This window comes from Pseudomonas sp. ML2-2023-6, assembly GCF_037055265.1.
Taxonomy (GTDB): Bacteria; Pseudomonadota; Gammaproteobacteria; order Pseudomonadales; family Pseudomonadaceae; genus Aquipseudomonas; species Aquipseudomonas kulmbachensis.
On sequence record NZ_CP146347.1, the window covers coordinates 1758749 to 1784518 of the forward strand.

The 25770-nt window shown below is 57.9% G+C and carries 19 protein-coding genes; 4 read left to right on the top strand and 15 right to left on the bottom strand.

Annotated elements, in window-relative coordinates:
* Nucleotides 1-51: 51 nt before the first annotated feature.
* The 3 genes from metE to V6L79_RS08145 all read left to right on the top strand — a co-directional run bounded on the left by metE (nt 52) and on the right by V6L79_RS08145 (nt 9613).
* A complete protein-coding gene (gene metE / locus V6L79_RS08135; RefSeq protein WP_338580065.1) occupies nt 52-2364 on the top strand; it encodes a 5-methyltetrahydropteroyltriglutamate--homocysteine S-methyltransferase in 2313 nt (770 codons plus the stop codon).
* A 330-nt stretch (nt 2365-2694) separates the two neighbouring features.
* Complete coding sequence (locus V6L79_RS08140; protein ID WP_338580066.1) at nt 2695-5550, top strand: Tc toxin subunit A; 2856 nt, start codon at nt 2695-2697, stop codon at nt 5548-5550.
* Nucleotides 5551-5566: 16 nt separating this feature from the next.
* The gene (locus V6L79_RS08145; RefSeq protein WP_338580067.1) at nt 5567-9613 is read left to right on the top strand and encodes a neuraminidase-like domain-containing protein; all 4047 of its coding nucleotides are present in this window, start codon (nt 5567-5569) and stop codon (nt 9611-9613) included.
* Between the two features lie 70 nt (nt 9614-9683).
* On the opposite strand, the gene V6L79_RS08150 is transcribed toward V6L79_RS08145, so the two are convergent.
* From V6L79_RS08150 to V6L79_RS08175, 6 genes are read right to left on the bottom strand one after another with little or no spacing between them, the layout of a single operon-like run.
* Entirely contained in the window at nt 9684-11075 is a 1392-nt protein-coding gene (locus tag V6L79_RS08150) for a sigma-54 dependent transcriptional regulator (protein ID WP_261741113.1), read from the bottom strand.
* Nucleotides 11072-12832 (bottom strand): ATP-binding protein, encoded by a 1761-nt coding sequence (locus tag V6L79_RS08155; protein ID WP_338580068.1) that lies wholly within the window; start codon nt 12830-12832, stop codon nt 11072-11074. Before V6L79_RS08155 ends, V6L79_RS08150 begins: the two co-directional genes overlap by 4 nt.
* Nucleotides 12832-13956: a GNAT family N-acetyltransferase gene (locus tag V6L79_RS08160; protein ID WP_338580069.1), complete on the bottom strand. Its 1125-nt coding sequence runs from the start codon at nt 13954-13956 to the stop codon at nt 12832-12834. The genes V6L79_RS08155 and V6L79_RS08160 overlap by 1 nt, the downstream gene beginning before the upstream one ends.
* Nucleotides 13957-13971: 15 nt before the next feature.
* Nucleotides 13972-14838 (bottom strand): carboxylesterase, encoded by an 867-nt coding sequence (locus V6L79_RS08165; protein WP_261741116.1) that lies wholly within the window; start codon nt 14836-14838, stop codon nt 13972-13974.
* Nucleotides 14835-16229, bottom strand: a complete 1395-nt coding sequence (locus tag V6L79_RS08170; protein WP_321835896.1) for an aminotransferase class III-fold pyridoxal phosphate-dependent enzyme — start codon at nt 16227-16229, stop codon at nt 14835-14837. The genes V6L79_RS08165 and V6L79_RS08170 overlap by 4 nt, the downstream gene beginning before the upstream one ends.
* Nucleotides 16222-16917: an MtnX-like HAD-IB family phosphatase gene (locus V6L79_RS08175; protein WP_321836582.1), complete on the bottom strand. Its 696-nt coding sequence runs from the start codon at nt 16915-16917 to the stop codon at nt 16222-16224. Before V6L79_RS08175 ends, V6L79_RS08170 begins: the two co-directional genes overlap by 8 nt.
* 227 nt (nt 16918-17144) lie before the next feature.
* Between V6L79_RS08175 and V6L79_RS08180 the strand changes: the two genes are divergently transcribed.
* Nucleotides 17145-17909 (top strand): MipA/OmpV family protein, encoded by a 765-nt coding sequence (locus tag V6L79_RS08180; protein WP_338580070.1) that lies wholly within the window; start codon nt 17145-17147, stop codon nt 17907-17909.
* 35 nt (nt 17910-17944) lie between these two features.
* Here the strand turns inward: V6L79_RS08180 and V6L79_RS08185 are convergent, their stop codons facing one another.
* The 9 genes from V6L79_RS08185 to V6L79_RS08225 all read right to left on the bottom strand — a co-directional run bounded on the left by V6L79_RS08185 (nt 17945) and on the right by V6L79_RS08225 (nt 25714).
* On the bottom strand, nt 17945-18364 hold the full coding sequence (locus V6L79_RS08185; protein WP_338580071.1) for a transporter: 420 nt from the start codon (nt 18362-18364) through the stop codon (nt 17945-17947).
* Nucleotides 18365-18375: 11 nt separating this feature from the next.
* Nucleotides 18376-18750, bottom strand: coding sequence for an EamA family transporter (locus tag V6L79_RS08190; RefSeq protein ID WP_338580072.1), 375 nt, complete (start codon nt 18748-18750; stop codon nt 18376-18378).
* Entirely contained in the window at nt 18747-19667 is a 921-nt protein-coding gene (locus V6L79_RS08195) for an arginase (protein ID WP_338580073.1), read from the bottom strand. Before V6L79_RS08195 ends, V6L79_RS08190 begins: the two co-directional genes overlap by 4 nt.
* A 173-nt stretch (nt 19668-19840) precedes the next feature.
* Nucleotides 19841-20167: a GlpM family protein gene (locus V6L79_RS08200; RefSeq protein ID WP_261742380.1), complete on the bottom strand. Its 327-nt coding sequence runs from the start codon at nt 20165-20167 to the stop codon at nt 19841-19843.
* A gap of 8 nt (nt 20168-20175) precedes the next feature.
* Nucleotides 20176-21501, bottom strand: a complete 1326-nt coding sequence (locus V6L79_RS08205) for a sigma-54 dependent transcriptional regulator (protein WP_321835898.1) — start codon at nt 21499-21501, stop codon at nt 20176-20178.
* Nucleotides 21498-23402: an ATP-binding protein gene (locus tag V6L79_RS08210; protein ID WP_261741123.1), complete on the bottom strand. Its 1905-nt coding sequence runs from the start codon at nt 23400-23402 to the stop codon at nt 21498-21500. Before V6L79_RS08210 ends, V6L79_RS08205 begins: the two co-directional genes overlap by 4 nt.
* A 160-nt stretch (nt 23403-23562) precedes the next feature.
* Entirely contained in the window at nt 23563-24297 is a 735-nt protein-coding gene (locus V6L79_RS08215) for an amino acid ABC transporter ATP-binding protein (RefSeq protein WP_016779681.1), read from the bottom strand.
* The gene (locus V6L79_RS08220; protein WP_261741124.1) at nt 24294-24968 is read right to left on the bottom strand and encodes an amino acid ABC transporter permease; all 675 of its coding nucleotides are present in this window, start codon (nt 24966-24968) and stop codon (nt 24294-24296) included. Before V6L79_RS08220 ends, V6L79_RS08215 begins: the two co-directional genes overlap by 4 nt.
* Entirely contained in the window at nt 24968-25714 is a 747-nt protein-coding gene (locus V6L79_RS08225) for an amino acid ABC transporter permease (protein WP_261741125.1), read from the bottom strand. The genes V6L79_RS08220 and V6L79_RS08225 overlap by 1 nt, the downstream gene beginning before the upstream one ends.
* Nucleotides 25715-25770: the final 56 nt, after the last annotated feature.

The following is a 25770-nucleotide window of genomic DNA, read 5'->3' on the forward strand; positions in this document are numbered from 1 at the left end:
TTGCAGTGAGTGTCGATAATTGTGCCATTACTTACACGAAGGAATGTCGTCATGGCCTTGGCCCACAATCTTGGTTTCCCCCGCATCGGTGCAGACCGCGAGCTGAAAAAAGCCCTTGAAGCCTACTGGAAGGGCGATATCGATCAGGCCGCGCTGGAAAACGTTGGCCGCCAATTGCGAGCCAAACACTGGCAGCTGCAAAAAGATGCAGGCATCGATTTGCTGCCCGTCGGTGACTTCGCCTGGTACGACCAGGTCCTGACCCACTCGCTGACTTTCGGCGTCATCCCTGAGCGTTTTGCCAGCACCCTGGACGAGCAGCGCCGTCCAACCCTGGACACTTTGTTCGGCATGGCGCGCGGCGCCAGCCAGAGCTGCTGCGGCGGCGAACACAGTAAAGGTCAGTACGCTCAGGAGCTGACCAAATGGTTCGATACCAACTATCACTATCTGGTGCCGGAATTCAGCCTGGACCAGCGCTTTGAACTGAGCTGGAACCAGTTATTTGAAGAAACTGGTGAAGCACTGGCGCTGGGCCATAAGGTCAAGCCTGTCATCATCGGCCCGCTAACCTACCTGTGGCTGGGCAAGGCCAAGGGCGACGAATTCAACAAGCTCGAGCTGCTGGAAAACCTGTTGCCGGTTTACGCTGAAATTCTTTCCCGCTTGGCTGAGCAGGGAGTGGAATGGGTTCAGATCGACGAGCCGATCCTGTCGCTCGACTTGCCGCAGGAGTGGAAAAACGCCTTTGAGCGCGCTTATCACATTCTTCAGTACTCGCCACTGAAGAAGCTGGTTGCCACCTACTTCAGCGGCCTGGAAGACAACCTCGGCCTGGCTGTCGGGCTGCCGGTAGATGGTTTGCACGTCGACCTGGTGCGTGCTCCCGACCAGTTGCATGCCATTCTGGATCGTCTGCCGACCTACAAAGTGCTGTCGCTGGGCCTGGTCAATGGGCGCAACGTATGGCGCTGCGATCTGGAAAACGCCCTGGCGCAATTGCAGGAAGCCGAAGAACGCTTTGGCGACAACCTGTGGGTTGCCGGTTCTTGCTCGCTGCTGCATAGCCCGGTGGATCTGGACCGCGAAACCAAACTGGATGCCGAACTCAAAAGCTGGCTGGCCTTTGCCAAGCAAAAGTGTGGCGAAATTGCCGTGCTGCGTGATGCGCTGAATATTGCGCAAGACCCCAAGGTACAAGCAGCACTGGCTCAAAGCCGCGCCGTACAACAAAGTCGGGCCAATTCGCCGCGAATTCACAAGCCAGCAGTGCAGGCTCGTATCGAAGCGATTACCGAGGCTGACAGCCAGCGCCAGTCACCGTTTGCCACCCGTATTGAGTTGCAGCGCGCCCGACTGAATCTGCCAGCGTTTCCGACAACTACTATTGGCTCGTTCCCACAGACAACTTCAATTCGCCTGGCACGCCAGTCGTACAAACAAGGAAAACTGTCGGCCAGCGAATACACAGACGCCATGCACAGCGAGATCCGTAATGCCGTACAAGTCCAGGAACGTTTGGGCCTGGACGTACTGGTACACGGCGAAGCCGAGCGCAATGACATGGTGGAATACTTCGCCGAGCAGTTGGATGGCTATGTATTCACCCAATATGGCTGGGTACAGAGTTACGGTTCGCGTTGTGTGAAACCGGCGATCATTTTCGGCGACCTGAGCCGTCCGCAAGCCATGACCGTGGAGTGGATAAAATACGCTCAGGGCCTGACCGACAAGGTGATGAAGGGCATGCTGACCGGCCCGGTGACGATGCTGATGTGGTCGTTCCCGCGCGAAGATGTATCGCGCAAGGTTCAGGCGCAGCAATTGGCACTGGCGATCCGCGATGAAGTGGTGGACCTGGAACAAGCCGGGATCAAGATCGTGCAGATCGACGAAGCGGCTTTCCGCGAAGGCTTGCCGTTGCGTCGTGCACAGTGGCAGGAGTATCTGGACTGGGCAGTAGAAGCGTTCCGTCTGTGTGCATCTGGCGTGGGTGATGAAACCCAGATCCACACCCACATGTGCTACAGCGAGTTCAACGATGTGATCAAGTCGATTGCCGAGATGGACGCCGACGTGATCACCATCGAAACCTCGCGCTCGGACATGGAGCTGCTGGATGCATTTGAAGCGTTCGACTATCCGAACGACATCGGTCCAGGTGTGTATGACATCCACTCGCCACGGGTGCCGGACACGGCCGAGATGGTCAAGTTGCTGAGCAAGGCCGCCAAACGTATTCCTGCCGAGCGTTTGTGGGTCAACCCCGATTGCGGTCTTAAAACCCGCGCCTGGGCCGAGACTGAAGCCGCATTGATCAACATGGTTGCGGCCGCACGGCAGTTGCGCGCCGAGGTGGCTTAAGCCCGTTTAAAGCATGGGGGGCGGAGCATCGCAATGATGTCCGGCCCCCGGTTTCGCTTTCGTTAACCGCTTCAATGGCAACACTTCCCCCCCTCCAGGATCCCCATAGCCTGGCGTCAGAAAACCAAATACCACGTGCCAACCATTCTGATGAATGGCTGCTTGCTCTGTTACTTCTGACAGTAGGCAGGCCACGTCTCAAAGCGCGTAATTAATCCCAATAGAGTCAGTTATCAGGCTCATAAACACCGGTTTTCCGGCCATGCGTTGGCCGACAGCCGGGGATGGTTCCTGCCAGTGCGGATACGCAATCCGCTTGAGGTTATGGTCATGGCGAGCAAAAAATCTTCAGGGAAATCTGAAACCGGGAAAGGCGTCGGCAAGGCGGCCAATAAAGAACAGGTCGCCATCACCGGGCAATCGTTTACCGATCCACCGCAGGATGAAGAGCCTGCACCAGAGGTCATTGTCATTGGGGATGAACCACCGCTGGATGATAAGCCCGCGCAAGGCGACGAACCTGCGCCAGACCTCGAGTCTGAAAGCGATATCGCGGCCCGCGAATCCTTGGTGGTGTTGCACGAGCAGCTCACGAGTCTTGGTTTTAGCTCCGTGTTCGACGTGGTACGTGATGGCCGTACAGAGGTCCTGACGAAAGTAAAACAGTTGTCGAAGCTTGTAGATAACGGCCCGACTGAGGCGTTTTATGAACAAGCCCAAGCCCGTGCCGCCAGCCTGACCCGGCGTTATGCACAGCTCTGTGCACGCGGTGAGCCGGCCTTGCATGCGGTACTCAAGCTTGAGGCGCCCGAAGATCGCTCCTGGATGTTGCGATCGCTCAGTAGTGGCGGCAATTACGCCAGTTGGTTTGTGCAAACCAATAGCGGTGGGTTCTCCCATCCTGACTCGGCAGGCTCATTGTTTTCCCCGGCCAGCTATCTGACTGACCTGTATCGGGCTGCCAAGCCGCTCCATCCGGTCAGCAACGGCCTGCAACTGAACCAGCGGCGGCCTGACCTGGGCCAGTTGACGCTTAGCGATGCCAACCTCAATGAAGAAGTCAGCACCCTGGCGCTGACCCTGGAAGTGTTGGAGGCGGGTATTACAGGCGATGTGGACGAGGTACTGCGTACTGCCCTGTACCCGATGAACCTGCCTTACAACCATGCCAGCGAACAGATACTGCAAGGCATGGCAGCCAGCAAAAGCAGCCCGGCCGAACTCTGGTCGGTGTTGAAGGATTACGAAGGTCAGGCACTGACGCGCGAAACCGATCTGCGCAGTTGGGCGAACAAGATGCCAGCGGCCTATGCGCGCGATGCGTTGGGTATGTCTCCGGAGTTGGCAGGCATCATGACTGAGGCCAGAAACACCACCGATGCCTCGGTCGCCCGATATTTTGGTTACAGCTCGTTCGGTCAAATGCAGTATTCATCGAGCCTGCAAACTGCACTCCAATTGCCAGAGGAAACCATCGTCCTGGCGCTGGGAGGCGGGCCTTTTTACAACCTGTCGTCGCGGGATATCGTTCCGACCCAGACCTACGGCGCCCGCTATCTCAATGGCTGGTCAGACGGTACGCAAAACCCGGCCAAACCACTCTATTGGTATGTCGGTGCCGCCCTCGGTCAGCCCGTGCCTCAGCCAGCCAACAGTCCGTCCAACAGTGGTCTGTATAACCGTAATGGCCGCGCCTTCGAGCGCCTGAACCGCATCTTTCGCTTGCAACAGCATGTGAAACAACTGTCTTTCGAGGAACTGGACTGGCTGATCTGCCAGGCCAGCGATGATCTCAGCGCTCACCCCCTGACCCAGGCCTTGCAGGCGCTGGCGGTCTATATGCCGTTACGCCAGCGCTATGGCATGACGGTCGACAGTTTTGGCGCCTGTCTGCACCTGCTCAATACCTTCCATGCTGGTGGCAAGCCCTCGTTCTACAGCGCCTTGTTTGGCGAGGCTGAACTGATCGGTTCAAGCAATATCGACTTCCAGCAAACAACCCTCAGTCAAACTTCACTGCGTGCCAGGGCCAGCCTGTGTCAGGGCCTGAAGGTAGACAATGCAACCCTCACTTTGCTGGCGCAGTACCTGCCAGGCATAAGCGCCAATGGCGTGTTACCGGAGTTGGGGCTGGAGCAGATTTCTGCGTTGTACCGGCTCGTAGCGATACCTCGGCTGTTTGGCCTGAGCGTGGCCCAGGCCTTGCACTTATGGGACTTGCTGGCCGCGCCCGAGGCAGTTGTCCGCGCCCTGGCTCAACCCAAACCCAACCAGGTCGCGCAGGGGGTGCTGATACGCACTGGTTATCTGGTCGACTGGATGCACGCCGCACAGCTGGATCCGGAGCAGCTTATCGCGCTGACCAGTCGCCGCTATCCGGCCCAGAGCACACCCGAACTGCAAACCTTTATTGAAAACATCTACAGCACACTGGCTGGTCGTACCGCTGCAGAGGCGGCAGATGGCGAGGTATTACGGGCGCAATTGGCGCGCCATATCGGCGCCGAATTCAACCTGAAACCCAATATCGCCACTGCCGTAATGGCTTGGGCCGACGCTGCGGCCAAGGACATGGCTCCCACACTGGAGGGTTATGGCCTGCTGAACTTCTGGGCCGATATCGAACGCGTCTGTCAGGGCATTACCACGTTGGACGACGTATCCCGTGCCGTCCAGTACGCCTACTTGTTACGCCAGTTCGTCCAGGTCTGCCATTGGGCCCAGCTTGGCGAGCAGGATCTGCAGGTGTTGATGCCTGCGGGTGGGGGCAAGCCCTCAGCGCTGACCGGCGCACTGACGGCCCCTCAATTGACATTGGATGTGCTGCTGCTGTTGTCACGCTATCGCAGTTGGCAGCGGCGGCTGAAGGGCACAGTGGCCGAGGCCCGAAGCTTTATCCAGCGGGCTGCTGCACAGGATCCGGCACTGACGTTGCAGGTCGCCGCGCAACAGCTCAGCGACCTGCATGGCTGGGACCTGACGCAAACCCTGGTGTTGATGAATGACGCCGTGCCACGCAACTTTGTGGCATTGCTGCCGCTACTGCAAAAAACGCAGTTCTGCCAACGGCTTGGGTTGTCGCCTACGGATTTGCAGTGGGTCGGCAAACTGACTGAAACCGCCACAGTTGATCAGGCCACGCTCACTTTGATCGCCGCCAAAGTTATCGCAGCCGCACGCGGCTAACCCGGGAGAAAATGTGATGAACGAGAAATTAATGGCCGGTCTGAACGAATCCCGGCGTGATGCAATGGTGCCGTATTACCTCAAGTATGTGATCCCCGCGCGTAATCTTGGCACGTTGGCTGAGAAGATCACCACCGCGGAAGATCTGTACGAATACCTGCTGCTTGATCCGAAGGTGTCCGGGCAGATCAAGACCAGCCGTATTGCTGAAGCCGTGGCCAGTACCCAGCTGTATCTGCACCGCTGTCGTGAACAGTTGGAGCCAAATACCAACATGGTCGCGATGCAAGACGCTTCGCGCGACAACGGCTATTTCAGTCGCTGGAACGCTTACAACAAACGCTATGCTACCTGGGCCGGTCTGCAGCGGCTGTTGTACTACCCTGCCAGTTATATTGATCCCGAACTGCGTTACAGCAAGACTCAGTTGTTCAAGGAACTGGAGTCAGCCATCAACCAAGGGCGTATTACCGAAGAGCGTGTCGAGCAGGCCTTTACCCAATATGTGAGCGGCCTGCGCACCATGCTCGATATCCGTTATGACAGTGGTTATCAGGTCGAACCGGCCAGCGAGAAGGGAGCGGCGTATTTCTGCGGCAGCATACCCGGAACAACGGGTGAGTATTACTGGCGCCGAACGGATTACACCGACTTTGGCACAAACGCTAAAGTACGCAATGCAGCCTCCTGGAGTGAATGGCTGAAGATTGATGCGCCGTTGCAGCCGATGCCAGGCACCACACCGTCGATTGTGTTCTTTGCCAATCGCTTGCATGTGTTGTGTGTGCATCAATATAACGGTGGTGTTACTGCAGTCGGTACCCAAGGCGACACCGAATTGAATATGCTGCAGGAATTGCAGATTGCCACACTGAGGCCCAGTGGGCAGTGGAGCTTGCGTAGTTGGCCTCTCAGTAACAGTCCTAGAGACGTTTTCGCGGCTGAACTGCGTGATGCCGAGGGAGAAATTGAGCCGGTATTGGGGGTGTTTTTTTATACTTCTGAGGGGCTTAGTCTATATCGCTTCAGTAAAATTCTACAGTTGATTGATGCACCAGGAACGGCGGTGAGCTGTTTGTTTATTTACGCGGATAAGACTTTTCCCGACTATCACGATATACCTGTGCGACAACCGCTACTTTCACAAGCGCCAACGTCCCCTTTCGACTACTCGATGACGAGTACTTTTAGTTATGAACAGGTGGACGGTAACTTATATTGCAGATTTACAAATGTAAGGTTTATCAAGAATGGCAGTTCACTAAGTATTTCCATCGAGGCAGAAGATAAATTCGGACACGGTGGAGCTATATCCATTATGTTGTATCAGGCTGGAGTGATATTGGAGCGATTTGGCTTTAATATGTCTGGGACGACGAAAAAGATATATGTGATTAATACACCTTTTTCATTTGATGACTTTGTAAAAGACGCTTCAACACGTGTAGATTTTATAAAGGGGGCGGTGACGAGACCAATCCCCCTGCAAAGGAGTAGTCCAGGAGAACCCTTAACATTAAAAAATTTCAGCTCTTCTTCCTCTCTGTGGATACCTACCGCCCGCGACAGCGCTGGCCGTACACAAATGCTGTACACCAAACCTGGCAATGCCAGCGAGTACGTGCTCACCACGTTGGCTGGGCCGCTGCTGGAACAAAAAATGCTGGAGGACGTGCAGGCACTGCTGTCGTGGGATGTGCAACAGACCAAGGTCGATCCCAGTGGATATAACGGTAGCAATATTTCTCGAATTACCAGTTTCGAAGGGGGAGTTGGGCTCTATACGTGGGAGTTGTTCTTTCATGCCCCATTTCTGATTGCCAATCGTCTGCTGGCCGAGCAGCGTTTTGATGAGGCCGATCTCTGGTTCAAGCGCATTTTTGATCCGGCGGGTTATCGAGACTCAAAAGGTGTATTGCAAACAGAGAACTCCCAGCCGCGCTACTGGAATGTACGACCGCTGCAAGAGGATGTCACTTGGGGCTCTGCGGCGCCGATCGATACCGACGATCCGGACGTGATCGCCACGGCCGATCCGATGAACTACAAACTGGCGGTTTTTTTGCGTGGGCTGGAGCTGTTGGCTGCCCGGGGTGACCAGCTGTATCGCCAGCAAACTCGCGATAGCTTGAGCGAGGCCAAGATGTGGTACATGCAGGCCTTGCAATTGCTCGGTACACGCCCGGTATTGCCGCTGGCCCTGGCCTGGGATGCGCCGACGCTGGAGGCCGCCAGCAGTAGCAACAATCTGCGCCTGCTGGAGCTGGAAACCCTGGTCGAGGAGCGACAGGCGCTGCTGGCACCTGCTTCGCTGCGACAGGTCGTGGTAGCCAATGGGCCGTTTCGGCCACCGGTCGATACCGCGGTGCTGGCTTACTGGGATCGCTTCGAGGGGCGTCTGTATAACCTGCGTCGGCACCTGTCCATCGATGGTCAGCCGCTGTCGTTGGCATTGTTCGAACCTGCGGCGGACCCGCGTTCGCTACAGCTTGCTCGTCAGGCCGGTGACGGTGCCGGTGGCCTCCAGGCCGGATCGGCCCCGGCACTGTGGCCGCAACGCTTTATGGTGCTGCTGGATCGGGCGCGCAATGCTGTGCAGCAGGTGGTTCAGTTTGGCGCCAACCTGCAAGGTGTACTGGAACGGCGGGACGCCGATGCCTTGAGCGTCTTGCAACAAACCCAGCAGGGCGGCTTGCTGGCCCTGATGCGCGAAGCCCATATGGCCAATCAGGCTTCGTTGCAACATACCTTGAGCGGGCTGGAAGGTAGTCAGGCAGCGATCCTGGCGCGTCAGCAACATTATGATGCGCTGTTCGAGGAAAATATTTCCGAACGTGAGCAGCATGCGATGGACTTGCGCAGCGACGCTAACTACCTGGATTACACGGCAGGAGCCTTACGCTTGGTTGCCGGGGGCCTTAATGCCCTGCCGACCATGGCAATGGCGGGTGCGGGAGCCGGAGTCGCTTTTGCCTTTGGGATGGGGGGCGCCGGCTGGGGCAAACTGGGCAGCGTTGTTGACGCCAGCAGTGATGTACTGCGCCTGGCGTCCGGGATCATGCAGGGCGAAGCCGCCAAGGTGGATGTTTCCGAGCAATACCGTCGTCGGCGTCAAGACTGGGACTTGCAGCGTGACCAGGCGCGGCGTGAGGGTGAAGTGATCACGAGCCAGATCGATGCCCTCAAGGAACAGATCACGATGGCCGAAAAACAACGCCAGCAGACCGAAATGGAGCAGGCCAATAACGACGTGGTGCTGGAAATGCTGGGCACCCGTTTTACCGGCAAGGCCCTGTTCAACTGGCAGGCTGCTCGACTATCGACGCTGTATTACCAACTATACGACTCAGTGTCTTCGCTGTGCGCGCAGACCCAAGCCAGCCTGCACTGGGAAACCCGCGACAAGCGCAATTACCTGCGCCCCGGTAACTGGAGCGATCTGTATCAGGGCCTGCTGGCCGGCGAGAGCCAGTTGCTGAGCCTGCAACAGATGGAAGCGGCTTACCTGAGCTGGGACCAGCGTACGCTGCAGGTACGTAAAACCGCTTCGCTGCGCACTCTGGACGCCACGCTGATCAACCGGATCAAGCAACTGCTTGCGCCTGACAGTCTGGTCAACGTGGACCTCGACACTACCCAATCGAAAGTACAGGTGGCGCTCGACAGCAACAGTAACCTGAGCCTGAGCTTCAAGCTTGATGACTTGAACATTTTGGGTGATTACCCATCAAGCCTTAACCTGGGCAGCAGTCGCCTGATCAAGACCTTTAGCGTGACGCTACCGGCTTTGTTGGGCCCGTATGAGAACGTGCAGGCCTTGTTGCGCTATGACAGTAGCCAGCCGTTGGCCAATGGCTGCAAGGCCGTGGCGTTGTCCCATGGGCTGGATGACAGCGGGCAGTTTCAGCTGGACTTCAATGATGGCAAGTACCTGCCGTTTGAAGGCTTATCGGTCGAGACAGGCTCATTCTCATTGGTGTTTCCAAATGCTCAACGCGGCCAGCAGGCGATGTTGCTGAGTTTGAGCGACATCATTTTGCATGTCGGTTACACGATCCGGTAATCGCATAGCAGTGAAGATACAAATCTGTAGCCGCTGGCGCAGTCGGTGCCAGCGGCTACTTTTTTGGACGTTACCTGACGATTTTATCGACATGGATATCGAGTTTTTTCAGGCGATACCAGAAGCTGCGCTCTGAAATACCGATCAACTGCGCAGCAGCAGCCTGCACGCCTTGGGCTTGTTGTAGTGCGGCAAGGATGTAGGTTTTTTCGACTTCAGCGAGGGCTGCTTCCAGATCGGGCGGTACGCTCGGCCCTGGCGTGAGCAGCGCGTTGCTTTGGCCGGGTTGGGCACTGAACAGGTAGGGCGGCAGGTCGCTGTCCTGGATGGTGTTGCTGCTGGCCACGATGGTGGCTCGTTCGACGCAGTTCTGCAGCTCGCGAATGTTGCCCGGCCAGCCGTACTCGGCCATTGCCTGCAAGGCGCTGGGGCTGAAGCCGGTTATCCGTTTACCTGCCGTGGCACCCAGAATATGGGCAAAGTGCCGTGCCAGCGGGGTGATGTCTTCCACGCGTTCGCGCAAGGCGGGCAGCGGGATCGGAAACACATTCAGGCGGTAGTACAAGTCTTCGCGAAACTCTTTGTTGGCCACGGCCTCCAGCAAGTTCTTGTTGGTGGCCGCAATCACCCGCACATCGACCTTGCGCTCTCGCGGATCACCTACCGGTTCAATCACCCGCTCTTGCAAGGCCCGCAAGATCTTGGCTTGCAACGCCAAGGGCATATCGCCCACTTCATCGAGAAACAACGTGCCTTTGTCTGCCTGCATAAAGCGTCCGACGCGATCAGCCACGGCACCGGTAAACGCACCTTTGCGGTGGCCGAACATCTCGCTTTCAAGCAGCCCTTCAGGAATGGCCGCACAGTTGACCGCGACAAAAGGTTTGTCTGCGCGGCTACCGTGTTTATGAATGGCGCGGGCGACCATCTCTTTGCCAGTGCCGCTTTCGCCGGTCAGCAGGATGGTGGCGTTGCTGTCCCGAACCGAGTCGATGGCCTGCAGCACCCGACGAAAACTGGGGCTGTCGCCAATCAGGCTGTCGATGTGCTGGTGCTCGTCCAGTTCGGCGCGCATGCGGGCGTTGTCGCGCAGGATGTCGCGAAATTGCAGGGCCTTGCTGACCGTAATATCCAGTTCGTCGATATCAAAGGGTTTGGCGATGTAGTCGTAGGCGCCGTTACGCATGGACTGTACGGCGTTTTTCACCGTGCTGTAGGCGGTCATTACGATTACTGGCAGATGCGGGTAGTGCAGTTTGACCTCGGCCAGTAACTGCGGCCCGTCCATACCGGGCATGCGCCAGTCGCTGATCACCAGGTCGATGTCTTCCTGTTCCAGAATCGCCAGCGCCTGCAGGCCGTTGCCTGCAGTGAAGACCTGTATTTGGTTTTGACTCAGTGCCGAGCTGAGCAGGTCGCAGAGTTTGGGTTCGTCATCGACCACCAGCACGTTATGACTCATGTCTCATCCCCTCCGTGGGCCGGAATGTACAGATTGAAAGTGGCACCGGCGTCTTTTTCGCTGATGCATTCGATGCGTCCATCGTGGCTGTCCATGATCGAAAAGACCTTGGCCAGACCCAAACCGGTGCCTGAGGCTTTGGTCGTCACAAAGGGCGTGAAAATACGTTCGAGCATGTCGGATGCTATCCCTTCGCCAGTGTCGGCAATACCAATCACGGTGTACTCGTTTTCGCGGGCAATGCGCACGGTCAGGCAGCCCCCTGTGGGCATGGCATCTATGGCGTTGATGATCAGGTTCAAGCACGCCTGTTTCAATTGCCCGGCATCGGCATACAGGGTTGCGCCTGGCGCCTGATCATCGATGCGGGCATCAATGTTGTGGCTTTCCAGTTCCGGTTTGCAGAAACCCAGAATCTCTTCAACCAAAGGCCGCGCAGCCTGTTGTGCGCGGACGGGGGCGCTGGGTTTGGCGAAGTCGAGAAACTCGGTGATCAGGTCGTTGATCCGGGTGACTTCGCTGACCACGTATTCCAGATGGCGCTTGTCGGTATCGCCCAGGTCGGCGCGGCGGTGCAGCAGTTGGGTCGCGGTCTTGATAATGCCCAGCGGATTGCGAATTTCGTGCGCCAGGCCCATCGCCACTTCGCCCAGGGCATGCAGTCGGTCGCGACGGCGCAGCTGGGCTTCGAGATGGTGCAGTTGGCCCAGGCGGGCCGCCATGTGGTTGAAGGTGCTGCTGAGCTCGGCCAGTTCATCGTTACCTGATACGGCCACGCGCTGGTTGTAATCCCCGGCGGTCACGGCCCGTACACCCGCCGACAGGCCGCGCAGCGGGCGGGTAAGGCGCTCGGACACCAGCCAGCCTACGGTCAGCGACAGCAGCGAACCCAGCAGAAAAATCAGCGCGAACAGGTTGGTCTGGTTGACCAACCCCACCAGGCTGGTATGACGCAGCAGGCCACTGTAGATCACGCCTTGCAGCTCACCGGTGTCGTTGAGGATCGGCCAGTACAGGCCGCTGTAACGGCTGGTGAATTGCTCGCTGGGTAATTTTGTTTCGCGCAAGGTCTGTTCAATGGCGCGGGAAACAGTGGGCTGGCGGTCTTCAAAACGCTGGCTGGAGAATATTTCGGCGAACCCGCTGTTGTTGTGCAAGTACAGGCGCAGATCGAGGGAGTGCACCTCAGCGACGCTGGTCAGAAAGCTGCTGTCCAAGTAGGTGGCCACCAGCAATTGGTAGTCGACGCCGTCCTGGCTGGTAGGAAAAGTCGAAACTACGGTGCCGGTGGGAACTTCGCCTACGTTGATGGTTTGCAAAACCGCATTCGGCTCCAGGCTGATCTGGCTGACGATGCTATCGCTGGCGGTGCTGAACACCACTTTATGGTCGCTGTCGCGAATCAACGCCACCACATCGATGCCCATCGCATCGGCGATGTCGGCAGTCAGTCGGTCATGGCGGATTGCTTTATTGGACGTTGGCGGATGGGTGTATTGCAAAAACAGCTTGGCGACCCTGGCGTTGTCCGCAAGGATTTCGCTGATCTCGTCCTTGACGATCTTGGTCGACTCCTGCAACCAGACCCGCACGTTGCTATCGAAAATTTGCGACAGGGTAGTCGCGGCCAGTTCGGCGGCAATCATGGTCGGAATCACGCTGACCAGCCAAAAGGCCAGCACCAGCTTGCGCTGCACTGTCCAGCGCGACACTTTGAAGGGTTGAGGCTGGTTCGATTTGGCAGGTGTACTGGGCATTAATACTCGCTTATCGCAGCCGCCAGGGCAGGGTCATGGCGGTCAGGGCGGATGAACAGTTTGACCATCTTGAGTACGTTGTTCAGCAGCCAGTTACGGTGGCGGAAAAACAGCATATTGCTCTGAAAGGTACAGCCCAGACGTATCTTGCTGGCGTAGCCAGCCTGGCCGCATTCGTACAATGCGATCTTGTGTCGAATGCAGTAGTCGACGTTTACCAGCCAGCTTCTGAAGTACAGATTGTAGTCGCGGGTCAGCTCAAGGTCGTGGCCGAAAAACTTGTCGATCAGCCTGTTTTCGTCAATCAGTACCAGATTGAACGCCACCAGTTGCTCGTCGACCCAATACAGTACGCACAATGCCCGATCGCCGAGCTGTTGGAGAATACCCGTGAAATATGTCGGTGGTAAGCGCTCCAGTTGCAGATCACTGCGTTCCAGGCTGGCCTCGTACAAACGCATGACTTCGGGCAAAACGTCATCGATGGCGCTGCGCCATTCCACCCGTGGCCCTGGAGCGCGCAGCTTGCGGCGCATGTCTTTACGGGTGGACTTGCCCAGTGAGCCCAGATAACCCTCTACCGAGCCAAAGGGCACCGCCAGCATCGCGCTGGGCAGGCCGGGCATCGACTGAAAACCTGCAGTCTTGCAACTGTGTGCCCAGTCTTCGTCATGGCGAGGTACGTCCTTGACGGCGATCAGACCGATGCCCAGCCGAGCGGCGTCCTTCTGGGCCAGTGCCAGCAGTCGGGCGAGCAAGGCAGGGCGCAGCGCCCCCGGAATATGGCTGGCCATACCCGCGCTGCACTGTTCGGTCACCGGCGAGCCGATGGCGTACAGCTGCAGTGGCACCAGCCCCGGCAGCACCCGGTTGAGTGTTTCGGTGAAACGTTTACTGAGCCCTTGAACCGTGGTGTCTAGGCGATAGCAGGTCGTAAATGCAGTCGCCACGGCGATCAGGGTCTGGTCTTGGAATAGCGTCAGGTAACGCCATTCGAAGCCCTCTATGCTGGCCTCTTCAACCGCCACAATGTAGTCCCAATCCTCAAGGGCACCCGGAAAACAGTCATTCCAGGCCGCGCGGTCGATCGCTTGGATGGATGAAAAGGCTTGGGCAGTAATCATGAGACATCCTTTGGCTCAGGCCCGCTGTAAATGCTCTACAGGAGCCAGCGCAGCGATGCTGTTTTTCTTGATGAACGCGTCACTCAGTTCGATCACCCGGCGGTATTGCAGGTCGACAGTGATCATGTGATAGCAGTTGTCGAGCAGCACTTTGGTCACCTGCCCGCCCAGATGGCGCTCGACATAATCGGCGTTCCAGCGGCTGGTGATGTCGTCTTCGATGGAATGCACTACCAGCGCCTTGGTGGTGATCGACGGCATGCGTTGTTTCACCACGGCATTCATCCGGTGCAATTCGCGCACGGTGACGCCTTCCATCGTCAACAGTCCGGCATTACTGCTTTCGCCGGCTTTCATCTGACGCTCGACGATGGCGCGCAAACGCTCGTTTTTGATCCCGTAAGGCGGTTTTTCTTCAAAGCTGCACAGGCGCACGCCAAAGGGGATTTTCATCAGCAATGGGGTCAAAAAGGCCAGCTTGTTAATACTCCAGCCGTCGTAACGCAGGGTGGTGGAGTACATCAACAAACCGGCGATTTGGTCCGGGTGTTCGGAGGCGAGGTACATCGACATCACCGCCCCCATCGATAAACCGCCGACGAAAATCTGTTGGTGGCGCTGGCGGATGCCGACGAAGGTTTTGCGTACACCTTCGTACCAGTCCAGCCAGCCAGTGGCTTGCAGGTCGCTGTTGTCACCGCAGTGCCCGGCCAGGGTGGGCACGTACACCGTGCACGTCCCATCCTTGGCCAGGCCCTGGGCCACCCGACGCAACTCCGTCGGGGTGCCGGTGAGGCCGTGGATCAACAACACCGCGACCTCACCTGTGCCGAGAACGAAACCGGCGTCGCCTTCGCCCAGATCGATCTCTGGCGCGTTCACCGTTTCATGGCTCGGGCCAGCAGGCGGTCGAGCAGGGCGATACCCAGGTCGATTTCGGCGTAGCTGATTTCCAGCGACGGGGCCAGGGTGATCACGTTCTTGTAGTAGCCGCCCACGTCCAGAATCAGACCCAGACGCTTGCCGTCGATTTCGATGTCGCCCTTCATGCCTTCTTCAACCATGAAGTCCAGGGTTGCCTTGTCCGGAGTGAAACCGTCCGGGCCGCAGATTTCGCAGCGCAGTGCCAGGCCCAGGCCGTCGACGTCGCCGATGATCGGGTAACGTTTTTGCAGGTCCTGCAGGCCGTCCAGGAAGTACTTGCCCTTGGCCATGACCATCGCGCCATAGTCGACTTCGCTGGTCATCTTGAACATCTCCAGACCTACCGCCGTGCCCAGCGGGTTGGAGGCGAAGGTGGAGTGAGTCGAGCCCGGTGGGAAGACTTTCGGGTTGATCAGCTCTTCACGGGCCCAGATGCCACCCAGCGGGTTGAGGCCGTTGGTCAGTGCCTTGCCGAACACGATTACATCGGGTTTGACGTCGAAGTGTTCAATCGACCACAGCTTGCCGGTGCGCCAGAAGCCCATCTGGATTTCGTCGACCACCATCAGGATGCCGTGTTGATCCAGTACTTGCTTGAGCTCGCTGTAGAAGTTCATCGGTGGAATTACATAACCACCGGTGCCCTGGATCGGCTCGACGTAAAACGCTGCGTATTCGCACTGATTGGTTTTTGGGTCCCAAACGCCGTTGTATTCGGTCTCGAACAAACGAGCAAATTGCTGCACGCAGTGGCTGCCGTACTCTTCCTTGGTCATGCCTTTAGGGCCGCGGAAGTGATACGGAAACGGAATGAAGTTGGCGCGCTCGCCAAAGTGGCCATAGCGGCGGCGGTAGCGGAAGCTGGAGGTGATCGACGAGGCGCCAAGGGTGCGGCCGTGGTAGCCACCTTCGAACGCAAACATCAGGCTTTTGCCGTTGCTGGCGTTACGCACCACTTTCAACGAGTCTTCGATGGACTGTGAACCGCCTACGTTGAAGTGCACGCGACCGTCGAGGCCGAACTTGTTTTTGGCATCCACCGCGATGCGTTCCGACAGTTCGATCTTGCCTTTGTGCAGGTATTGGCTGGCGATCTGCGGCAGGGTGTCGATCTGTTGCTTGAGCGCGTTGTTCAGGCGTGGGTTGGAGTAACCGAAGTTGACGGCCGAGTACCACATTTGCAGGTCGAGGTAGGCCTGGTCTTCAGTGTCCCAGACGTAGGAGCCCTCACAACGGCTGAAAATACGCGGTGGTTCGATGTAGTGAACGGTGTCGCCGTACGAGCAGTACTTGGCTTCTTTATCCAGAAGAATCTGGTCTTCAGGCGTAGCGATTCGGATATCAGACATGATTGAAGAGTTCCTGCTGTTCACGAGAGTAGTGGGGAGCGTTAGCGGCGTTGCTCGGCAATTTGGCGAGCAGGGCCGGCAGTTCGGCGAAAGAGTCGAAGCGGGCGTAGGGGATGCCGTTGCGTTCGCAATGTTCGGCCAGGCTGTCTTTGGCGAACACAAAATCGGCGCTGGAGGCCACGCACATGTCGGAGCGGCCATCACCGATCACCAGCACGCGCTTGCCGCTGGGAGTGGATTTACATTTGCAGTTGCCCGAGGCCGCACGGCAGGCGTCGCTGGAGTACGGGAAGTCGATGCGCCAGCTGTTCTGGTCGACCTGGCGCAGGCGGTTGGCAAGAATTGGCAACAGGCTCACGTAGTTGCGGGCCAGGATACGGGCGATGCCTTGTTCGATGCCGTCGCTGACCACTTCAAGAGTGGCGCCGAGGCCGATGACGTGGTCCACGAAATCGGGAAAGTCCGGGTCAATCTCAACCGTGTCGAAATAGGCCAGCAGTTCGGCTGGCGAGGCTTTGACCAGCGACAGCTGGCGGCTCAGGCATTCACGCGAACCAATCTCACCTTGCAACCATTGATCTTCGATCGCTTCCCAGCTGGGGTCGGCGAAGCGTTGAAGAATGTTGTCGATGACGTCGGTGCGGGTAATGGTCCCGTCGAAATCACACACGATATGCCATTGCATCATCTGCATTGTCCTGTTGAGGAGACGCGCTTTTTGCGCTTGCTGCAGGACATTGCATTGACTATGCCAATTCGCGTGAGCCCAGCGGGCCGGGGCTTATGGGCGATCTGGCGGTGTGTTCAGGGTTTGTAGCTACAATTTTTGTAGCTTGCTACAAACAACATCAGTGCTTGCGTCTGCTGCTTGAAAAAGAGATTGATGCGCGCATGAACTTCAATGGAACTCTTGCCATGAAAACCTGCGCTTGTGCTTTTTTACTCTTCACTTTTCTGGGGGGCGCTGCTGGTGTGAACGCCGCAGACGGCCCGAGTGGAGAGGTGGGCGTGGGGATTGGCTATCAGCCGTACGATCCAAGTGCCAGCCGCTATGAGACGGTGCCCTTGCCGTACTTTGATCTGGACTGGGGGGATGTCAGCCTCAATACCGATGACGGCCTGACCTGGAGCGCATTCAAGGCCGATGGCTGGAGCGCGGGGCCGTTTATCAATTATCTGTCGGGGCGCAACGCCAATGGTTCGTTGCGCGGCTTGCGCGATGTGTCCGATATGGCCCAGCTTGGCAGCTTTGTGCAGTACAGCCCGGCCGAGTTCTGGCGAGTGTATGCGCAGCTGGGGCAGGCAGTGGGTGGCGGGGGCGGTCAGGGCGGCGTGCTGGGGCAGGTCGGCGGTGAGCTGGGGTATCCGCTGGGGCTGGGAATTATCGGTAGCAGCCAGTTGGCAGCACATTTTGCGGATGGTCGGCAGATGTCGACGTTCTTTGGTGTGAGTGACAGCGAAGCGCAAGCGTCAGGTATCTCGGCCTACAAGGCCAGTGGCGGATTTCAGAACGTGACCCTGACCCAGAATTTTGAGTTCCCACTGGCTGAGCACTGGTCGCTGGTGACCAGCGCCAGTTGGATTCGTCTGCTGGGCTCGGCGGCGGACAGCACTATCGTCAGGGAACAGGGCGATATGAATCAGGGGTCGGTGCAGACGGCTATCAGCTATAAGTTCTGAAACCTGCCAACTCCCGACCTGTATCGATGCGACTGTCAGTGCTCCGGTTCGCCGTCCGCCAGCAGGGCGATTCCACCAATAATCACCGCGACGCCGATCCAGTGCAGCGTGCTGATGTGTTCGCCCAAGCCTAGCCATGAGCCCAGCAAAACGCCGACAAATACCAGTGAACTCAAGGGAAATGCCAGCGACAGGCTGCTGCGGCGCAGGATCAGCATCCAGACGAAAAACGCGCCGATATAACAGGCAATCGCGATCCATACCCCGGGGTTGAGCATCACTGCGTGGAGCCATTGCAGAGTGAAGTCCATCTGTCCCAATTGATCACCGCCGACTTTGGTGGCTATTTGCCCTGAGCTTTCGAGGGCGATCAACAATGCCCACAGCACAATCGTACCCAGGCGGCCATGCAGCCAGCCGTGGTCTGCCAGTTTCAGCGTGTCAGTATTTTCCATTGCTCAACTCCTCAAGCCCCGGCGATGCAGACGAGCATCACGCCAAGGGTAATCACCAAGGTGCCCATCCAGCGCCGACGGCTGACGTGTTCGCCAAGGAACACCTTACCGGCGAACACCGCTCCGCAATACGCCAGCGCCGCGGCCGGGAACAGCAGGCTTAGCGGTGCCCGCGAGAGGGCCTGGAGCCAGACGAAAAACTCGATCACGTAGGCGCCGATCCCGACCCACAGCAGCGGTGCATTGAATACCTGGCCCCAGAACGCATTGAGGCGAAAGCCACCCTCCAGTTCAGGCAACCGGTCCAGGCCGATTTTGAAACACAGTTGGCCAATCACATCGAGCACGATGGAGAACGCCACCAAGGCAATCACGATCAAGGTCACGGAAACAGCTCCTCAAACAATTCGAGCAGCGCTGCATTGGTGATCGAGTTACGCAGCAAATCACTCTCGCTCCATCGCTCAGGTGCAGGCTGGTCGGACTTGGCCTCCCAACGTTTAAGTAGATTGTGGTGGGGCGCCTTGGCGAATTCGCCGCAGATGTCGATGCCCAGCACACGTTTGCTGGTGGCGAGGGCGCGGATGGCCTGGAGCAAGTGGGTCAGGCGCATCCCGCCCTGGTCCCAGTTGGTGGCGGCGTCTTCACTGGCAAGCACGTCTTTGTCCACGGTGATCCAGATTGCTTCCGTGGGCAGGCTCTGGATCAGATTGTCGAGGAAGCTCGGCCAGTCCTGATCGGCAAGATTGCGCCAGTGCAGGTGGTTCTCGCGCTGTTCGTGTCCGGCGCCATCGCCGATCCTGCCCCAGACTTTGGTGGGGGCGTGTTGCCAGGGAAATAACTGCAAATCGCCACGGCGCAGAGCTCCCAGGTTGCCGCCCTTCAATTGCGGGTTTTGCAGGTCGTCACTGCATGGGCCGAGGGTGACGATGCGCTTGATGTTCGGCAGTTTCAACGCGCGATTGATCCACGAACCGCAGTGACGGCGGGGGGCAAAGCGTACCCAGTCGGGGTGGTTGTCGAAGTGGATCAGGGTGATGGGTTCGAGCAAGTTGCTGAGCAAGGCTGGTGTCAGGTGGTGATAGTCACCGGAGCCGACGAAGAACACTTCAGGCCGCTGTGTAGAGCGCTTTGGGCGCTGCTGCAGGCGCTGGGTGAAGCGTTGGTAATTGCGTTCGGTGGACCACAGACGCAATTGCGGGCCCAGTTCCAGCAAGTCAAAACGTGTCGCGCGACCATCGGCCAGGCGCTGCACAATGGGCTCTTGGGCGGTCAGGCTGTGATCAAGATCGAGAATATTCAACGTGTCATTTACCCCATTAAATCGCCGCCGATTGAGGCAGGGCGGGCTTCAGGGGGTAAATGCAAGGGGCGGGCCAAGGGGGCGTTTAATCAGGTTGCCTGTGGGAGCGAGCCTGCTCGCGAAGATCTCAAGAACACCTCGAGCAGGCTCGCTCCCACACATATAAAAGCGCGTCAGTGCAAGCGCACCCATACGCTGACCAGTACGGTCGCGGCCATCAACCAGGCCACGGCTGCCAGCGCCAGTGACGCTTCAAGCCGCATGCGGTCGACCAGCACATACAGCGTTGCAAGGTAGACGAAGTAGGGAATGATCGACCACATGCCGAAGACAATGGTGGTTTTCAGGTCGTCCACTGAACGGCCTTTGCCGACGATGTAATGCGCAATCAGGGCAAAGGTCGGGAACAAGGGAACCAAACCCGCAATGTAGTAGTTTTTGGTCTTGGCCAGCATCGCCAGAACGATTACTACGGCGGCGCCCAAAGCTGCTTTCAGAATCAGATCCATCAGTGCGCGAGCCCGTATTTTTTGACTTTGTCGAACAGGGTGGTCTTGGCCATCCCCAGTTCCAGGCTGGCCTGGGTCAGGTTACCGCCACTGCGTTGCAAAGCGTCATTGAGCAGGTTGCGTTCGAACGCTTCCACCGCCTCGGAGAACCCCAGCCCCTGTGCCGCGTTGCTCCCCGGCTTTTTAAACGCAGGCAGGCCCAGGGCGAAACGCTCGGCCACGTTGCGCAGCTCACGTACGTTGCCCGGCCAGTCATGGCTCATCAGGCTCGACAGGGTCTGGTTGTCCAGCTCGGGGGCCGTGCGGTCGAAACGCAGGGACGATTGCTGCAGGAAGTATTCGAACAATTGCAGGATATCTTCGCGACGTTCGCGCAATGGCGGCAGTTCGAGGGTCACTACGTTCAGCCGGTAATACAGGTCACTGCGAAACTGGCTGGCTTTGCTCAGTTGGTCGAGGTCGGATTTGGTGGCCGCGATCACTCGGCAATCGACATCAATGCTCTGGTTGGAACCCAGGCGCTCCAGCGTGCGCTCCTGCAACACCCGCAGCAGTTTTATCTGCAGGTTAAGCGGCATGCTTTCAACTTCATCGAGAAACAGTGTGCCGCCATGAGCGTGTTCGATTTTGCCGATGCGGCGTTTGCCTGCGCCGGTGAAGGCGTTGGCTTCGTGGCCGAAAATCTCGCTTTCAAACAGGTTTTCCGGCAAGCCGCCGCAGTTGAGGGCGACAAACTGTTGGGGCTGGCGTCGGCTGAAGTCGTGCAGGCAGCGGGCGACCAGTTCCTTGCCAGTACCGGTTTCGCCTTCAATCAACACGTTGGCAGATGTATCGGCGACGTTGGCGATCAGTTCGCGTAATTGCTGCATGGCTGGTGAGCGCCCGATGATGCGGCCCTCGAGCGAGTCGCGTTCGGCCAATTGGCGCCGCAGCGACCACACTTCTCGCGCCAGGCTGCGTTGCTCCAGCGCACGGCGGGCCACGTCCACCAAGCGTTCGGGGGAAAAGGGTTTCTCCATAAAGTCATAGGCGCCGTCACGCATGGCACCCACCGCCATGGAAATATCACCATGACCGGTAATCAGTACCACCGGCAGGCTGCGGTCGCGGGCCTTGAGGCGCTTGAGCAGCTCGAGACCATCAATCCCAGGCAGACGAATGTCGCTGATGACTATGCCGGGGAAGTTATCGCCCACCAGTGCCAGCGCCTGTTCGGCAGTACTCACGCCTTCGCTGCGAATGTCTTCGAGTGCCAGCGCCTGTTGGCATCCGAGCAGGACATGGGGGTCGTCTTCAACAATCAGGACGGTCAGGTCGTTATTCATATCGGCTCGGCCTTAGCGGGTTGCACCAGCGGTAAAAGAAGGACAAATGCGACACCACCAATGGCCGGGAACTCAACGCTGAGGTTGCCGCCAGCGGCTGCGGCCAGACTGGCTGACAGGGTCAGGCCCAGGCCCAGGCCCTGCTCGCCGGGTTTGGTGGTGAAGAACGGTTCGAAGAGATGTTTGCGGGCTTCGGGGTCAATCCCGGGACCGTTATCACGTACGCGCAAGCGGTATTTGTCGTCACTGAATTCGCCCGTCAGCCACAGCTGGGGCGGCGTTGGCTGCCCCTGCATGGCGTCCAGCGCGTTGCCGATCAGGTTAACCAGAATTTGTTCCAGTCGGGTTTGATCGATCTTCAGCAGTTCATCATTGAGGTCACGATGCAGTTGCACCCCCGACTCTTCCATACGGTTGGCGAGCAATTGCAGAGCTGCGTCGACGGCCTTGCCCAGGCTGGCCTGGCCATGATCATCGCCACGGCGGGCGAACGAGCGCAGGTTGGCGGTAATGCGCCCCATGCGGTCGACCAGATTGTTGATAGTGCCGAGGTTGTCTGCGGCGACCTTGAGATCTCCGCGCTCAAGAAAGCGCACGGTGTTGCCCGACAGTGTGCGCAGGGCCGCTAACGGCTGATTCAGCTCGTGGGCAATGCTGGTCGACATCTGTCCGATGGCCGCCAATTTACCTGCCTGTACCAGTTCATCCTGGGCTCGGCGCAAGGTGTCTTCGGCCTGACGGCGCTCGCGAATCTGACCTTTGAGCCGTTCGTTGCTGGCCCGCAGGTGGGTGGTGCGTTCAGTGATCTTGCGTTCCAGCTGGTTGTTGGCTTCTTGCAGGGCTTCACGTGCGGCCAGGCGTGTGGCGATTACTTTGCGCCGCTCATTCCAGGCAATCAGCAAAAAGGCCAGCAGGGCAAACGCCACTGCTACCAGCATTCCCTGATTCGCCGCTTCACGGCGCAGGTCTTGCAGTGGTGTAAGCAGAGTAATGTCCCAAGGCGTGTCGTTGAGCCTGCGGGTTTGCGCCAGGTAGCTGACTTCCTGATGATCGGTGACGACTTCGCTGTTGTTGGCAAAGGTGACTTTCTCGACCCCTTCGGCCAGGCTCTCGCGCTCCAGTGGTTGCAGCTCGTTGAGCGGCCACCAGTAGTATTGAAGGCTGCGCGCCAGCCGCTCCTTGGTGTCGGCGCTGAGTGGGCGAATTGACTTGAGCCGTCTGCTCGGATCGCTGGACAGAATGATGATGCCATTCTCGTCGCTTACATAGGCTTCGAGGCGGGCGCGTTGCCAGCGCTCTTCAAGGGCTTCGAGACGGACCTTGATCACGGCTACGCCAATGATTTTGCCTTGCTCTTCAAGGCCGTGAGCCAGGTAGTAACCCGGCTCGCCAGAGGTGCTGCCGATGCCATAAAAGCGCCCCGGCTGACCGCGCACGGCGTCCTGGAAGTAAGCACGAAAAGACAGGTCTTCCCCAAGGTAGCTGTCGGTATCACGCCAGTTGCTGGTGGCCATCACACGGCCGGTGGTATCGAGTACATAGATAGCCCGGCTGCGGCTGCGGCGGTTCAGGCCTTCGAGGTACTGATTGACGGTGACCCGGTTTTGCGCGCTCGGGTCGGCCAACAATTGAGAAACGCTGGACTCCAGTTCCAGCAGGCTGGGCAGGTAAGTGTATTTGCCCAGCTCACTTTCGACGGTGCGGGCGTGGAGTTCAAGCTGGCGTTCGCCGGTTTCGCTGAGGGTGCGGATGCCGAAATGTTCGCTGATGCGATAGCCGGCGTAACCCAGGCCAATCGTCAGCAGGATGATCAGCAGCGGCAACAGAAAGTGACGGAGCAGACGAGGTTTCACGGCAAGTGAGGGCGGAGCACCGCGATAAAGAATGGGGTCGCATTTCATCACAGATGCCTTGTCGCGATAAGAGGCACGCGAAAACTGTAGCCGCTGCCGCAGGCTGCGATGGGCTGCGATGCAGCCCTGCTTTGTTTAAAAAGCGAAGCCCCTTCGGAGCTTGTCGCAGCCTGCGGCAGCGGCTACAGGTATTTTACTTACGCCGGACTTAGTGCTGCAGGATCTTGGCGAGGAAGTGCTGTGCACGCTCGGAGCGGGCACTAACGTCGCCGAAGAACTCTTCTTTTTCACAGTCTTCGACGATTTTGCCCTGGTCCATAAAGATCACTCGGTTGGCCACCTTGCGCGCAAAACCCATTTCGTGGGTTACGCACATCATGGTCATGCCTTCGTTGGCCAGTTGCACCATGACGTCGAGTACTTCGTTGACCATTTCCGGGTCAAGCGCCGAGGTCGGTTCGTCAAACAGCATGACGATCGGGTCCATGGCCAATGCGCGGGCAATTGCCACTCGCTGTTGCTGACCACCAGAAAGTTGGCCGGGGTGCTTGTGGGCGTGTGCCGACAGGCCGACGCGTTCCAGCAGTTCAAGGCCTTTTTTGGTGGCCTCGGCCTTGCTGCGACCCAGTACCTTGACCTGTGCAATGGTCAGGTTTTCGGTGATGGTCATGTGCGGGAACAGTTCGAAATGCTGGAACACCATGCCAACGCGCGAACGCAGTTTCGGCAGGTTGGTCTTTGGGTCGGCAATGGACGTGCCATCGACCACGATGTCGCCTTTCTGGAACGGTTCAAGGGCGTTGACGCACTTGATCAGGGTCGACTTGCCCGAGCCGGACGGGCCACAGACTACGACCACTTCACCCTTTTTGACTTCAGTACTGCAATCGGTCAGTACCTGGAAGTCCCCGTACCACTTGTTGATGTTCTTGATCGAGATCATACGGCAAACCTTTTTTGCAGACGCTTGACCAGCAGCGAGGCGGAAAAGCTGATGATGAAATACACCAGACCGGCGAAGATCAGGAACTCATTGGAGCGGCCGATGATGTCGCCACTGGAACGCGAGGCATTGAGGAAATCCACCAGGCCAACTGTGTACACCAATGAGGTGTCCTGGAACAGGATGATGCTCTGTTGCAGCAGCAATGGGGTCATTTTACGAAATGCCTGGGGCAGGATGATCAGGCGCATGGCCTGGCCATAACTCATACCCAGCGCTTTGGCTGCGCCCATCTGGCCTTTCGGGATGGCCTGCACGCCCGCTCGGACGATCTCGCAAAAATAGGCGGCTTCGAACATGACGAAGGCCACCATGCACGACTCGAAAGCGCCGATCGGAGTGTCTTTACCGGTGATCCAGCGCAATACGAAGGGTACGGCCAGGTAGAACCAGGTAATCACCAGCAGCAACGGGATCGAACGGAAGTAGTTGACGTAAGCGCCTGCCAGATTGGCCATCCACTTGCTTGACGACAAACGCATCAATGCCAGCACAGTGCCCAGCGCGACACCACCGATAACACCCAGGATCATGAGTTTCAAGGTCATGACCATGCCGTTCCACAGGCCTGGCAGGGCGGGAACAATCCCGCTGAAATCGAAGAAGTCCATTATTTACCCCCCAAAGACATCAGACCGGGCACCGCTACTTTCTTCTCGATCAGACGCATCAGCAACATCAGGCTCATGTTCAGGGTGAAGTAGATCAGAGTGGCCAGGGTGAAGGCTTCAAACAGGTTGGCGGAAAACTCGGCGGTCTGTTTGGTTTGTGCCAGCAGCTCCATCAAACCGATCAACGAAGCCACGGACGAGTTCTTGAACACGTTGAGGAATTCGGAGGTGAGCGGTGGAATGATGATGCGATAGGCTTGTGGCAGCAGTACGTTCCAGTAGATTTGCATCATGCTGAAACCCATAGCGCGGGCGGCAGCTTCCTGGCCTCGCGGCAGTGCTTCAATACCGGTGCGTACCTGTTCGCAAACCCGTGCTGCGGTAAAGAGGCCCAGACACACGACAACGCTCAGGTAAGCCGAGGTGGTCGGGTTGAGGTCTTGCTTGTACCACTCCTGCAAATCCGGAGGCAGCAAATCGGGTACCAGGAAGTACCAGATAAACAGCTGCACCAGCAGCGGAACGTTACGGAAGATTTCCACGTAAACCGTGGCGATACCCGCGATAAAACGGTTGGGCAGCGTGCGCATGACGCCCAGCAGCGAACCCAGGATCAACGCGACTATCCAGGCGACAACAGCGATAGCGATGGTCCAGCCCAAACCAGAAATAAACCAGTCGAGATACGTCTCGCTGCCTACGCCGGTGGACTTGAAGAACACGCTCCAGTCCCAGTTGTAATTCATGCAGGGTCTCCCCTCAGATGGGTCTATAAACAAGCACTTGCTTCAGGGAATCCGTT

What these genes read in the sequence shown, in the direction of transcription:
- metE (WP_338580065.1), top strand. Translation starts at nt 52, where the DNA reads ATGGCCTTGGCCCACAATCTTGGTTTCCCCCGCATCGGTGCAGACCGC.
- V6L79_RS08140 (WP_338580066.1), top strand. Translation starts at nt 2,695, where the DNA reads ATGGCGAGCAAAAAATCTTCAGGGAAATCTGAAACCGGGAAAGGCGTC.
- V6L79_RS08145 (WP_338580067.1), top strand. Translation starts at nt 5,567, where the DNA reads ATGAACGAGAAATTAATGGCCGGTCTGAACGAATCCCGGCGTGATGCA.
- V6L79_RS08150 (WP_261741113.1), bottom strand. Translation starts at nt 11,075, where the DNA reads ATGAGTCATAACGTGCTGGTGGTCGATGACGAACCCAAACTCTGCGAC.
- V6L79_RS08155 (WP_338580068.1), bottom strand. Translation starts at nt 12,832, where the DNA reads ATGCCCAGTACACCTGCCAAATCGAACCAGCCTCAACCCTTCAAAGTG.
- V6L79_RS08160 (WP_338580069.1), bottom strand. Translation starts at nt 13,956, where the DNA reads ATGATTACTGCCCAAGCCTTTTCATCCATCCAAGCGATCGACCGCGCG.
- V6L79_RS08170 (WP_321835896.1), bottom strand. Translation starts at nt 16,229, where the DNA reads ATGTCTGATATCCGAATCGCTACGCCTGAAGACCAGATTCTTCTGGAT.
- V6L79_RS08175 (WP_321836582.1), bottom strand. Translation starts at nt 16,917, where the DNA reads ATGATGCAATGGCATATCGTGTGTGATTTCGACGGGACCATTACCCGC.
- V6L79_RS08180 (WP_338580070.1), top strand. Translation starts at nt 17,145, where the DNA reads ATGAAAACCTGCGCTTGTGCTTTTTTACTCTTCACTTTTCTGGGGGGC.
- V6L79_RS08185 (WP_338580071.1), bottom strand. Translation starts at nt 18,364, where the DNA reads ATGGAAAATACTGACACGCTGAAACTGGCAGACCACGGCTGGCTGCAT.
- V6L79_RS08205 (WP_321835898.1), bottom strand. Translation starts at nt 21,501, where the DNA reads ATGAATAACGACCTGACCGTCCTGATTGTTGAAGACGACCCCCATGTC.
- V6L79_RS08210 (WP_261741123.1), bottom strand. Translation starts at nt 23,402, where the DNA reads ATGAAATGCGACCCCATTCTTTATCGCGGTGCTCCGCCCTCACTTGCC.
- V6L79_RS08215 (WP_016779681.1), bottom strand. Translation starts at nt 24,297, where the DNA reads ATGATCTCGATCAAGAACATCAACAAGTGGTACGGGGACTTCCAGGTA.
- V6L79_RS08220 (WP_261741124.1), bottom strand. Translation starts at nt 24,968, where the DNA reads ATGGACTTCTTCGATTTCAGCGGGATTGTTCCCGCCCTGCCAGGCCTG.
- V6L79_RS08225 (WP_261741125.1), bottom strand. Translation starts at nt 25,714, where the DNA reads ATGAATTACAACTGGGACTGGAGCGTGTTCTTCAAGTCCACCGGCGTA.